9 protein-coding genes are annotated in these 12,733 nt (G+C 51.1%); 7 read left to right on the top strand and 2 right to left on the bottom strand.

Annotation, left to right across the window (positions count from 1 at the left end):
- Window positions 1-23: 23 nt before the first annotated feature.
- Both HQL65_12135 and HQL65_12130 read right to left on the bottom strand, forming a co-directional pair.
- Window positions 24-788 carry a peptidoglycan-binding protein gene (locus tag HQL65_12135; GenBank protein MBF0136980.1) on the bottom strand — a complete coding sequence of 255 codons (765 nt, stop codon included), beginning with the start codon at window positions 786-788 and terminating at the stop codon, window positions 24-26.
- Between the two features lie 164 nt (window positions 789-952).
- A complete protein-coding gene (locus HQL65_12130) occupies window positions 953-1,795 on the bottom strand; it encodes a hypothetical protein (GenBank protein MBF0136979.1) in 843 nt (280 codons plus the stop codon).
- Window positions 1,796-2,391: 596 nt separating this feature from the next.
- Between HQL65_12130 and HQL65_12125 the strand changes: the two genes are divergently transcribed.
- From HQL65_12125 to HQL65_12095, 7 genes are all read left to right on the top strand, one after another.
- On the top strand, window positions 2,392-3,051 hold the full coding sequence (locus HQL65_12125) for an HAD family hydrolase (GenBank protein MBF0136978.1): 660 nt from the start codon (window positions 2,392-2,394) through the stop codon (window positions 3,049-3,051).
- 292 nt (window positions 3,052-3,343) lie between these two features.
- Window positions 3,344-5,401 (top strand): AGE family epimerase/isomerase, encoded by a 2,058-nt coding sequence (locus tag HQL65_12120; protein ID MBF0136977.1) that lies wholly within the window; start codon window positions 3,344-3,346, stop codon window positions 5,399-5,401.
- 84 nt (window positions 5,402-5,485) lie between these two features.
- Entirely contained in the window at window positions 5,486-7,054 is a 1,569-nt protein-coding gene (locus HQL65_12115; GenBank protein MBF0136976.1) for a thiamine biosynthesis protein ThiJ, read from the top strand.
- 17 nt (window positions 7,055-7,071) lie between these two features.
- Window positions 7,072-9,555 carry an alpha amylase C-terminal domain-containing protein gene (locus tag HQL65_12110; GenBank protein ID MBF0136975.1) on the top strand — a complete coding sequence of 828 codons (2,484 nt, stop codon included), beginning with the start codon at window positions 7,072-7,074 and terminating at the stop codon, window positions 9,553-9,555.
- 27 nt (window positions 9,556-9,582) lie between these two features.
- The gene (locus HQL65_12105; GenBank protein ID MBF0136974.1) at window positions 9,583-10,821 is read left to right on the top strand and encodes an ankyrin repeat domain-containing protein; all 1,239 of its coding nucleotides are present in this window, start codon (window positions 9,583-9,585) and stop codon (window positions 10,819-10,821) included.
- The gene (locus HQL65_12100) at window positions 10,818-11,597 is read left to right on the top strand and encodes a hypothetical protein (protein ID MBF0136973.1); all 780 of its coding nucleotides are present in this window, start codon (window positions 10,818-10,820) and stop codon (window positions 11,595-11,597) included. Before HQL65_12105 ends, HQL65_12100 begins: the two co-directional genes overlap by 4 nt.
- A 240-nt stretch (window positions 11,598-11,837) precedes the next feature.
- Window positions 11,838-12,611 carry a hypothetical protein gene (locus tag HQL65_12095; GenBank protein MBF0136972.1) on the top strand — a complete coding sequence of 258 codons (774 nt, stop codon included), beginning with the start codon at window positions 11,838-11,840 and terminating at the stop codon, window positions 12,609-12,611.
- The last annotated feature ends 122 nt before the right edge of the window (window positions 12,612-12,733 follow it).

The raw sequence follows: 12,733 nt of genomic DNA, 5'->3' as shown, positions 1-12,733 counted from the left end.
CAGAATAAAATTTCTGCAAACGGTTACGTGATCCTTATAAAATCATAACCTTCTTCTTCTGTACTACGGTATTTTTCAGCCAATTCAAAACCTTCTCTTGAGTGTTGATCGTTGGTATTACCCTCAATTGTCACGAACACACCACTTTCCCATGAAAAGCAAAATCCAACATGAGTCCAATCTGTTGAAGTTCTTCTCTTAGCAAATATCAATGGGGATCGTTCACTGTGATCTATTCCGAGAAATAACCCTGAACCACGAGCATCTTTTACCATATCATCGCACGAAAAAGTATAACTTAGCGGTGCGTTTGTACCCAGGCATTGGGCAGACTGTGCCAACACGAAAGATACAAAACCAGCACACCATGGATAGTTATTGCCATCATGGCCTTTCATATAGGCCCTGACCCATGGTCCACAATTCTGTCCTCCAATTTCTACAGGCCGAACTGTCAAGTGCTGCTTGGCGATCATTTGCACAACATCTCCATAGCTCTTGCCAGTGGATGCCGGGATTGCCATCGCATCAACCATCGGTTTGACTAATAAACTCCATGTTGTCTGATCTAATTGACCAGAAGCATTAATATTATTGTTTCCTTGAAATTTGGCAAGAGCTGACTTGGTAGCGGATCCGAACAAACCGTCTATCTTTGTACCACACAAATGAAAATTGAGCCACTCTTGGAGTCTCTTGACTTTTACGTCACATCTGGATGATTGTAAAAACAAATTACCTGGATATTCCACTTCTTCTACTACACTGGACGGCATATAGATATTCATGATATACTCCTAATACTAGAGGAAAGATTTACCTTGCAAACACCCTAACGCAATAAATATGCACTAAGGAATTAATATCTTCGTTTTTTAACAATAAATCAAAAACTCAGCCAGGAGAAACGGAACAAACATTCCTCCCGGCTGAATATATTAAAGTCCGTTGACTATTTGATAAGCTGATTGATAGCGCCAGTCAGATCAGTAAAACTCTTTTCTAAACCGAGCATTACTTTTAAATCATCCGGACCTTTATGACCATCTGGACTCCATCTTGTTTTAATAAAATAAGCACTATCGGCTGCTTTTCCCCCACCATCTTTAATGGTCTCAGGATTATCACCACCCCTGAAAATTCGCACTATCGCATCACCCTGAAATGGCCTATAATTTTCTTTGAATCTCTCATCGTAACCATAACCGATATCAAACACATAGCTCGCAACTTTCGTTTCTTCCTTTAACCCAACACCAACAAAGTACCTCGAAATAAAATCATGCGTCACTTTTGACTCGGTAGGTATCAAAAAACCGCCTCCCAACACACCAAATAGATTCGAACCTTTTACATCAAAGACAAACGAAGCATTTGTGGATACCGTTTGCGCATCGCGAATAATTTCCGTAAGTCCAGGAGCCGCTGCTGGGCTTGTTTTATCTTGTTCAATGTTCTCCCTACTGAGGGCAATTGAAGTTGAAAATTTAGGTGTAACAAGACTTTTATTATCCAACTTAATTGACCAATCCTTGGCGAGATCAACAAAGAACCCTTTCGATGACCAGACCCCATCATTTCCGGATACTTGTGCGGACTCGTTTTGGTATGTCGAGAATTCAGCGCCAAATATGATCTTAAGATCAAAAGGCCCTGATGCAGCACCAGCACCAGCACCAGCACCAGCACCAGCACCAGCACCAGCACCAGCACCAGCGTCAGCAGCAAATGCAGATAAAGTCCCGCCGATCAAGCTAGATAGTAAAACTGATACGAATATTCCTTTGCGTTTCATGTCCAAACCTCCATGTTTTGAATTGGGTCGAACGTACACAACCTTTCAACAATCCGTTAGATTGTCAGTCAAGAAAAGACCTTAAAGAAACACATTCCGCTTGATCATCGTTTGGGCCAATCTGTCCTGTAGATGCTGGAACCTATGCAATTTCAAGCTCATATGCAATGATGCTGACGGGCCGGATGGACACCACCAGCTTGGTGGCCGAAACGATGACGACGGCCCATATTCCAAGCTTGTGTAAGTCTAACACGCGACATATTCAGGTTTCAAGGAATTATTTTTTAAACCAAAAAATTCATCCCTTCCAATTTATCAGCAAATTATAATATTAAAAATCAATATGTTAAAACGTAAACGCCATCATGATTCAAGATAAACTTACAAAAAATCATACAAACAAAATTTTTCCCAATATCCTTTCGATAATCAACGACAAAATATATTACCATTATAATATTTTTTTTCTCTCAACATTTCAGAATTTTAAAATTTTGTAAGCAGCAGGCTGTCCATGGGCAAAAATTCTCTGATTTGGTAGGATTCCACGTCGTGAGTTGCGTCACACTTCAGCCCAGGCCGAGGGAAATTGCATGAGCCTTGCACTTTTTGATTTGGACAACACTTTGTTGGGTGGGGACAGCGACTATCTTTGGGGACGATTTTTGGTGGAGAGGGGGCTGGTCGAGGAGGCGGGGTTTGAGGCCACGAATCAAAAATTTTACCGGGATTATGCCCAGGGGGTCCTGGATATGGATGCCTATTTGAAATTTCAGTTGGAATTTTTGACCCGGCATTCTCGGGCAGATCTGGAACGGTGGCACACTGAATACATGGAACGTCTGATCCGGCCCATTATTCTGCCCCTGGGTTTGGCACGCATTCAGCGTCACCAGCAGGCGGGTGACACGGTGGTGATCATCACGGCCACCAATCAATTTGTCACTGCGCCGATTGCGGCTGCCTTGGGGGTAGAACACCTCCTGGCCACGGAACTGGAGATTCGGGACGGATTTTTTACGGGGCGTCCGGAGGGCATTCCCTGTTTTCAACAAGGAAAAGTGCTGCGCATTCGGGAATGGCTGACAGAATATCCGCATCCGCAGGCGTTGGCGACGGCGTGGTTTTACAGCGACTCTCGCAATGATCTGCCTTTGCTGGAAGCCGTGGCCCATCCTGTGGCGGTGGATCCGGATCCGGTTTTGCGTGCCCATGCCCAGGCCAGGGGGTGGGAGATTGTCAGCTTTCGTTGAGAGTTGTCACGCCCGGGAGTGCCGTTTTGAATTTAATATTAAAAATAATTAATATTTGTTGTCAACACACCCATCGTCTTCTATTATTTTCAGAAAAAATTTAAAATAACGATGAAATTAAAATTTATTCTGATATAATTCCGGCTTTTCCGGGGTACGGATACCCATAATTAAGTTAATAATTGTCAGGTGATCAGATAAAACTTTGATTGATTCTCAAATTCTCCTGGTATATGCTCGCTGTCGGGATCGTCGGAATCAATTCATTCAGCGAACGTCGAAAGGGGAATTCATGCAAAACTATTCACAGCACGTTGTCTTTGCCGGACATGTGCATTCAATCAATGCCCAGGGACATCAATTCACCATCCAGTGTCGCAGCGGCGACAACTTTGTGGTCAAGGTGGGGGATACGAGCTGGTTTGAAGTATTGACCAATCTGGATGGTCTGGGTCGCGACCGGGTTGCCGAACCAAACACGAATGCCGTGGGTATTGAGCGCAACATTGACAAATACGTCCGGGAAGGTCGCCTGTTGATCGTCACCGGCATTTTTCAGGAAAACAACGATACAAAGGTCCTGGAAGCACGCCGCATCATCATCATGCATTCGGACCCCAATGCCTATGTATTTGAGGAAACACATTGGTGGTTGACCCAGATCACCCTGTTGGCCAACCGCTGGCTTGACAACCTGTTTCAGGACCGCCGCACCTATACGGCAGACGATTTTGCCGAGTTCTACCGGACCAATCTCAACATTCAAGGCTCCCCCACCACGGATTCGGTCCAGGAATGCGCCACGCTGTCGCGCCTGATCTATGGTCTTTCCTCTGCCTTCCTCCTGACCGGCAACAAACGGTACTTCCTGGCTGCCAAGGCGGGAGTCGAGTATCAACGGGTCACCTTCCGCAGCCTCGATAACGATGGAAAATACTGTTTCTGGGCGTATGGCCGACGCAAGGAAAAAAATGGCTATGTCCAGATCATGACCTCCGAAAACGCCGATGATCGGGGCACGATTCCGCTTTATGAACAAATCTACGCCCTGGCCGGCATGACCCAGTACTACCGGATCTCCCTGGACGCCGAAGTTTTGGAAGACATTCGTCGCACCGTCAGAATGTTCCAAGATTTTTATTATGATGGCGACAATGACAAGATCAAGTCCAAAAACTTTCCCGGTCTGGGGGGGTATTTTTCACATCTGGATCCTGTTCTCATGCGCCCGGACACGAATTATCTGGACAACCTGCCTAATACAGGGGCCAAAAACAAGTCGCGCAAAAACTGGAATTCGGTGGGCGATCACATTCCCGCCTACCTGATCAACCTGATGCTGGCCCTGGACCCCTCCCCCATCGGCGAGGGCAATGCCGTCAAGCACCGCAATGATCTGGCCGAAACCTGCCTGTTGATTCTCAAGGAAACTTCACAACTGATCGCCGACAAGTTTCCCGATCCGGGTTCCAGATATGTCAATGAGCGCTTTTCACAGGATTGGGTACCGGATCACTCCTGGTTCTGGCAACAAAACCGGGGCATTGTCGGCCACAATCTGAAAATTTCCTGGAACCTGACCCGGGTTGCGTTCTATTTCGAAGGACGTGCAGAAGAACTGATCCACAGCGATCCCGAAGAGGCCAGAGATTGTCAACGGCGAGCCGACCAGTACAAGGCCGTCGCCAGCAAAATTGCCAACGACATGGCCGAGGTCGGGGTGGACAAATTCCGGGGCGGCATTTTCGACGCCATGGAGCGCAATCCCAAAAACGGCCTGCCCATGGAGTTTTCCTGGGAAAACACCAAGGATTTCTGGCAGCAGGAACAAGGCATCCTGGCCTACCTGATCCTCTATGGAGCCACCGGAGAGACCCATTTCCGCGAGCTGGCCCGGGAGTCCATCGCGTTCTGGAATGCCTTTTTCCTGGATCGGGATCGCCAGGGGGTGTTTTTCCGTACCACCGACGATGGCAAACCGGTCATCGATGGCAGCTTTGCCGACAAAGGTGGCCATTCCATCTCCGGCTATCATGTCTTCGAATTGAACTATCTGGCCCACTTTTACATCCGGGCGTACATTTCGAAGGAAATCAAGGAATCCGACGCCAGTTTCAACATGTACTTCCGTGTGGCTCCCAATTGCGGGCAGGAATCCATCAATGTCCTGCCGGATTTCATGAAACCCGGCTCGGTGATGATCAACAAGGTATTCCTCAATGGCATGGACCAGACCGACAAACTGAAACCCCGTTCTCCCAACTCCTTCCAGATCAACCTGAAACCGCAAGAGTGCGAGCAGAGTCTGACGATCAATTTCAAGGTTCTGGATGGCAAACATCACGCATGAAAGGCTGGAAAAACAGCATCGGCCCCTGGCCGATGCTGTTTTGCCGAACATCCGTTTTTTCATGTCGTCAAAGGAGATGCCATCATGAATGACCTGCCCCTGCGCGGCAAAAAAATTGCCGTTCTTGTGGAGACGGAATACGTTCCTTCCGAGATTGCCACCTACAAGTCACGTTTTGAATCTTACGGTGCCGAAGTCCACATCATGTCCCGTTTGTGGGGACAACCCAAGGCCACGTTTGTCAGTGACGTGGACCATGTCGGGGGACAACTGGAAACTCTGGAAGTGACAATCGACTTTCAGAACGTTCATGTGGAGGATTATGCGGCCATCATTCAGGCCGCCAACTATACCAGCGTGCGTTTGCGCTGGCTGGATGATCGCGACTATCCGCACCCGGCACCACCCCAGGCCGGTGACAGCCGTCACGCCCCGGCTGTGCAATTCATGTATCAGGCGATGCGCAACCCGCGTATCGTCAAGGGATTCCCCTGCCATGGATTGTGGATTCTCACGCCGGTTCCCGAAACCCTGGCCGGACGCCGCGTCATTTGCAATAAAGTCTTGTTGCCGGATGTGGTCAATGCCGGTGGTGTCTACACCGCGTCACCCAGTGGCGTCGTGGTGGATGCCGATATCGTGACCGACGACAGTGCCTCCCGCTCCCCTGAATTCGTGGACGCAATCCGCGACCAGATCCTGGCCATGGAAGCCGGAACCGTCGTGCCGGCCATCACGGCGGTCAGCACCCCTTCGGCGGTTGTTTCCACAACGCCTGTCGTCGCCAACCCGCGCCCCCGCCGGATCCTGACCGTTCTTTCCGAATGGGGTTACTGGGGTGAAGAGTTGATTGGACCACTGGAAGAGTTTGACCGTGTTGGATATACCGTGGATTTTTGCACGCCAACCGGCAAACGCCCCAATGCCATCGGGGTCTCCATGGATCCCAACTTCATCGACCCACCTTTGGCTCGTTCGGCGACATCTTATGACATGGCCGCCAAGGTCCGCGCCATGGACGATCCCACTTCCAGGCAAGGCCAACGCCTGAACCGCCCCGTCAATCTGGCCGAATGGTTTCCGGAACGCCCTTATTGGTCGCATCCGCAATTCGTGCGGGCCATGGAAATTTACAACATCCACCTGAATCGGGCTGAAGAGCGCATTCAATCCTATGACGCCATGATCATGGTTGGGGGAAGTGGCCCGATTGTGGATATGGTCAACAATCAACGTCTGCATGACCTGATCCTGGCCTTTCACAAGGCCGGCAAACCCATTGCCGCCCAATGTTACAGCGTGGCCTGCCTCGCTTTTGCCCGCAACATTGAAAATCGTCGCTCCCTTATCTGGGGCAAACAGGTCACCGGCCACTGTCTCGAATATGACTACAAAGATGGGACCGGGTTCATGGCCGGTCGTGGCAAACCCCTCGACTTCAACATGGGTCCCCCCCCTTACCCGCTCGAATACATCCTGCGCGATGCCACCGGACCGCAGGGCGGCTATATCGGCAACTTTGGCCATCCGACAAGCGTCATTGTCGATTATCCCTTCATCACCGGACGCTCCACCCCGGATTCCTATCTGACCGGTCGCAAGCTCATTGAAGTCCTGGACGGTGACCCACCTCTCAGACGCTGGGGCTGGTAGCCCAGGGGAGTATACGTATGGCCCAAATATCGATGACCTTCCTGTATTATACCGGTTTGCGCCAACCCCTGTTCACCAATGCCCGTCTCTCGGGTACCTGGGACTCGGCAGGTCGTTTCTCCGACACCTGGACCGACACTCCCATGGAGGCGTTTCAGGCCGAAGACGGCGCACCGGCCTTTCGTGCCACGGTGATTTTTGCCGAAAGTGACGTGGGCAAAACGTTTCACTGGGGAGTACGGGCGGATGCCCCCCGGGGATCGAACCTCTGGATCATTCCCACCGAACTCTCCGATCCCGCCTCCATGGAAAGGTATCGCACCTTCACGCTCTCCGCAGCGGGAGGTGAACAACGCTACTACCTGACCCATTGTCGGCGACTGGGTGCCAACAAACTGTTTCTCCAGGGAAACAGAGACCCGGCAATCCGCTTTGCCGTCTGGGCACCCAATGCCCGAAAAGTTGAAGTCGTGCGCGGCAACCTGGAAAGCGCCTACATCGATGACGCCGGCAACGGAATCACGACAAAACCGGATGAATCGCCTGCCGTCATTCCCATGCTGCGCCGGACCGACGCAGACATCTGGGAAACCGATGTAACAACAACCCCCGCCCTGAACAACTTCCAAAACTTTGACCACAAACCCTACATGTTCAGGGTCACCAGGGATGATGGTTCGGTTGCCTACCGCACCGATCTTTACTCCCGTTGCCAGTTGGGCCGTGGTGAATTCAACCCCCAGGGAAAAACCTATTCGGGAACCTGGCGCAACCTGGATGGCAGCAAGAGTTGTTCGAACGTCGTCAATCCGGAGCTGGTCGTCTGCGACTTTGCCAGGGCTGCCGAACCGGCACCCAACGATTGGGTGGACGAAACAGCCTTCTGGCGCGATGAATTCCGCCCCGGCTTCCCCATGCCAAAACGCATCGAGGATCTGGTGATCTATGAAATGCATGTCGGCAGTCTGGGCGGCGAAAAAGAGTGTGGCGCGTGCGGACGTCTGCAAGTCGGATCATTCAAGGACGCCATGGATCTGCTCGGGTATTTGGCGGACCTCGGCGTCAATGCCATCGAGCTGCTCCCCATGGGCCAGTTCCAGGGCAGCATGAGTTGGGGATATGGCACCTCCCACTACATGGCCATCGAATTTGCCAACGGGGGCCGCGACCAGTTCAAGCATTTCGTGCGGGCCTGTCATCGCCACGGCATGGCCGTGATTCTCGACGTGGTGTACAACCACTACATTGCCGACGGCGACCGCGACGAGTGGATGTACGATACCAATAATCATGAAAGAAACATCTATTATTGGTACGAAAGTCGCCCGGGCGGCTACCCCAATGACAATCCCCCCGGACATGGCGGTTACATCGACAACATGTCCACCGGTTATGCACCCCGCTACTGGGAAGAGATGGTGCGCACAATGTTCATCAGCAGTGCCGCCATGCTGATCAGCGAGTTCCACATCGACGGCTTCCGGGTGGATCAAACCACGAGCATCCATTCCTATCCCGTCCTGCATGCCGATGGTTCTTCCAGTGGTGGTGCCAAGGCCTTTGGTGTCAAGTTTCTGCGGGAATGGTGCCGCACCCTGCGGTTGATCAAGCCGAATGTCTTTCTGATGGCCGAGGATCATTCGGGATGGGACAAGGTGACGCAGGATACGGAAACCGGGGGACTTGGTTTTGATGCGGTCTGGTATGCCGATTACTACCACCATCTGATCGGCGACGCGCAAAACGACTCTTCGAGAGCCAGACTGTTGTGGGCAGCCGGTTTTGGCGATGATCGCGAATTGGCCATGGACCGTTTTGCCCATGTTCTCTGGGTATCCCAGTTTGGCAAGGTGGTCTACCACGAATCCCACGATGAAGCGGGAAACTCTTCCTTCAGGGAAGGCGACCGGGATGTCCATTCGGCACGTACTCTGGTCGTGGCCGTCAACAATGCCCCCCTGATCGGCGAGACACGCCGTTGGGCCGAAGCCCGTACCCGGGTCGTGGCGGGCGTGACCCTGCTGTCACCCGGTATTCCCATGTTTTTCATGGGTGAAGAGGTCGGAGCCGCCAAACCCTTCACCCATGACAATTTCATCCACAATCGTGAAGACCTGCCGGGTTTACGCGCCACGACCGGTGCGTACATGTTCAAGTTCTATCAGGATATCCTGGCTCTCAGGAGCCATGAATCGGCGTTGCGTACCAAAAACGTCGATATCCTGCACGTCCATAATCAAAATCGAATCCTGGTGTTCCGGCGTCAGGACAACACCGGGGACCTGCTCATCGCGCTCAATCTCAACCACGTTTCCTATACGGCCTACGATGTGATCAATGACCGTATTCCGCGCAGCAACTGGAACGAGGTCCTGAACAGCAACAATCCACAATACAACGGCTGGGGCAATCTCAATAATGGTCAACGTACAGCGGACGGCCATGGAAAAATCACCCTGGCCCTGCCCGGCAACTCAATTGTGGTCTTGAAACGCCAATGAGAATGGCTCCTTTGAGGAGAGCGAACGATGCCAAACACGACAGTCAAGGCCACATCCCCCATTGAGGAGGGAATAACCGCCGCCAAGGTGGGCCATTTGCCGCAATTGCAGAAATGGTTGGCCAACAACGATCCCAATCAATACGATGCGGAAGGATGGACACCATTGTTGTGGGGCGCGGCACGCGGACATGACGATGTGGTCACTCTGCTGCTGGACAAGGGGGCCGATCTGGCCATGGCCCATCGGATCTCCGGTGCCTTGCCGATCCACATGGCTGGTCATTCGGGTGATTTGTGTTCTGCGCGGCTTTTGCTGGATCGCCGACCGGACCAGATCGATGCCGTATGGGATCTCAATGGTCATACCATTTTGTTGCAGGCTGTTTTCTATGGTCATCTCTCTCTGGCCCAGGAGCTGATCGGACGTGGGGCCAATACGGCCATCACCACGGCACGGGGCCTGGGGCCCATGGAGTTGGCCAGACAGTTTGAAAACGTGCCGATGCAGGAGATCATCCGCCCCCGGGACGCCTCGGCAGCCGATAAAAAAGCCTACTATGCCTCATACCTCAAAAAAATCGCCCCGGTGATCCCGCCAGAGCAAAAATCCCAACAGGACCTTGCCGACCAGCTCAACAAGCTGATCGGCGATGGCCTCGCCAAGGCTGCCCAGGATCCCAGATCCGTCGATGCCACCCTGAAGGCCGTGCAGGAGTGTGTGGACAATCAAAAGGCCGATGTCAACCGGCTCGCCGGACCTTTGCAACAGCCCCCCCTGGTTGTGGTGGTAACCGGCAACAATGGTTTTCCAGCCAATCCCGACGTTGCCAGGCTCCGTAGCGAGCTGGCCAAATATCTGCTCGCCCGTGGTGCCGATCCGACCCTGCATGAAAGGCACCCCATGGGGGCACAGACCATCATCCGGGGAGCCGTGTTCAACCACCTGGACATTCTGCGCCTGTGCGGAACCCACATTTCCCAACAAAAACTGACCGATGCCATCAATGAAATCCCCATTGTCAACGGCCTGACCGCCATGCACGACACGGTGTTGCGTGCCTCCACGGCCAGTCCGGATCGTTTTGAAGGATATCTGGAACAGGCGGCATGGTTTGTCGCCAATGGTGGTCGTACTGACATGGAAGATTTTTCCGGGCGCACGCAACGGCGCATCGCGGCAGAGACCAGGGATCCGATCATGCGCCAACGGCTGCTCGAAGTCCTGGATGGAAAACCACAATCGACTGGAGGAAAAAAAAAATGAATGCGACAGGGGGTAGAAATCCAAATCGCCTGAAACGGGATCTCGCTGCCGGAAAAGTATGCATCGGGGCCACCATCACCATGAGCAGTCCGGTCGTGGCGGAACTCATGTCCCGTCTGGGTTTTGACTGGTTATGGTTCGAAACCGAACACACCACGGTCACCTTTGAAAGCGTATTGGCCATGTTGCAGGCCACCAACGGATCCGATATCAGCACCGTGGTGCGGGTTCCCTGGAACGACAAAACCATGATCAAGCGGATCCTCGATGCCGGTCCCGACGGGGTGATCATTCCGCTGGTCAACAGCCGCGAAGAGGCCGAAGCGGCTGTGCGCGCCATGAAATATCCGCCCTGGGGCGAACGGGGTGCCGGTCTTTCCCGGGCACAGGGGTATGGCCTGACCATGGGTGAGTATCTCAAGACAGCCGACCAGGAAGTCACGACCATTCTGATGATCGAGCATATCAAGGCGGTCGAAAATATTGATGCCATCCTGTCGGTCAAGGGTGTCGATTCGATCATGATCGGTGCCCTTGATCTTTCCGGGAGCATGGGCATCCTCGGCCAGACAACTGACCCGCGGGTGGAACAGGCCATCCAAACCGTTCTTGCCGCCAGCAAACGGGCCAAGATACCCTGCGGCATCATCAGCGGCGGGCCGGACAATGCCAATGACCGCATCAAACAGGGATTCACCAACATTATCCTGGGACTCGATGTCCTCTTCCTCCAAAGTGCCGCCAAAGGTGCCCTGGACAAGGTCGTCCGGAATTAATCGCCCGAAATGGCTGTATCGGTGATTGACGACTGAGGCTCTTAAATAAACGTTGCATGGCCTTGATCATCGTTGTTGATATCGACGATGATCAAGGCATTCTTAAATAACTGTATCGGCCATTGAATACCAAGACATCTAAATATTCTAAATTTATTTCAAATTTTCAGAATTCATGCAATAAAATACATTCTTTTCATGATGGCAATATAAACATTTTTACAGAGAAGGAGATGACACATGGGCGACAACGAACAAATTGATATCATCAAGCACTACCATGACCTGAAAAGCCAAGAAAGACTGACTGAATGGTTCAAGAAAAGATTCTCTATAATATTTATTATAACTGGATTTCTTGGCTTTTTCGGAATAAATTACAACATAAACTCAATGATTGAAAACAAGATAGAGGATGTTCTTAAGAACAGAATTGATAAATCAGTTGAAGATATGAGCAGAAAATATTATATGCTTGAAGCGGAGATCGGAGTTAAAATTAAAGATCTTCTAAAACAATACGATGCAATGGAACAGGAACGTGACAGAATATCCAAGGATATTGCTTATTTCAAAACAAAGCGCGGAGAAATATCTCAGGAAATGGTAGATCTTAAATTATCATTAGAAAACGTCAAGAAAAATAGCGCAGACGTTCTGGCGGTTAACGATAACAACCCTGTAAAATCGATAAATTTATTGGTCCAGGAAGAATCTGACAAAATTTTTCTGTTCTATCGTACCGACAGCAAGAATGAATCCTTGAAAATACTTAAATCACTACAGGATAGTGGTTATTCAGCAACAAACTACAAAACAGACCTGACCGAGATCGTGCCAGGAGCGCATCAAGACAGTGGCAACATGTTGATCATTTACAATGAGGGAAAACTTGAACTCGCAGAAAAGATCGCATCAATCATAAAAGAAAAATCAGGAACATCTGGAAAAATTGTTGTAAACCCGAGACCGACTACCCTCAAAAGAGGTTCCGTCCAGATTTTGTTGTTTTGACGTCAGATCTTCCACATCGGAATGACAGTGAGGGGCTGTCCATTAACTCTCGGATAATAAAATTGGAAAAAAAGATTTTATTGGGGCTCCGCCCCAAACCCCGCCAGGAGGAAGGGCACAGC

The sequence above is a fragment of the Magnetococcales bacterium genome (assembly GCA_015228935.1).
GTDB lineage: Bacteria > Pseudomonadota > Magnetococcia > Magnetococcales > DC0425bin3 > HA3dbin3.
This window is presented reverse-complemented; position numbering and strand designations above follow the sequence as displayed.

What these genes read in the sequence shown, in the direction of transcription:
- HQL65_12135 (MBF0136980.1), bottom strand. Translation starts at nt 788, where the DNA reads ATGAATATCTATATGCCGTCCAGTGTAGTAGAAGAAGTGGAATATCCA.
- HQL65_12130 (MBF0136979.1), bottom strand. Translation starts at nt 1,795, where the DNA reads ATGAAACGCAAAGGAATATTCGTATCAGTTTTACTATCTAGCTTGATC.
- HQL65_12125 (MBF0136978.1), top strand. Translation starts at nt 2,392, where the DNA reads ATGAGCCTTGCACTTTTTGATTTGGACAACACTTTGTTGGGTGGGGAC.
- HQL65_12120 (MBF0136977.1), top strand. Translation starts at nt 3,344, where the DNA reads ATGCAAAACTATTCACAGCACGTTGTCTTTGCCGGACATGTGCATTCA.
- HQL65_12115 (MBF0136976.1), top strand. Translation starts at nt 5,486, where the DNA reads ATGAATGACCTGCCCCTGCGCGGCAAAAAAATTGCCGTTCTTGTGGAG.
- HQL65_12110 (MBF0136975.1), top strand. Translation starts at nt 7,072, where the DNA reads ATGGCCCAAATATCGATGACCTTCCTGTATTATACCGGTTTGCGCCAA.
- HQL65_12105 (MBF0136974.1), top strand. Translation starts at nt 9,583, where the DNA reads ATGCCAAACACGACAGTCAAGGCCACATCCCCCATTGAGGAGGGAATA.
- HQL65_12100 (MBF0136973.1), top strand. Translation starts at nt 10,818, where the DNA reads ATGAATGCGACAGGGGGTAGAAATCCAAATCGCCTGAAACGGGATCTC.
- HQL65_12095 (MBF0136972.1), top strand. Translation starts at nt 11,838, where the DNA reads ATGGGCGACAACGAACAAATTGATATCATCAAGCACTACCATGACCTG.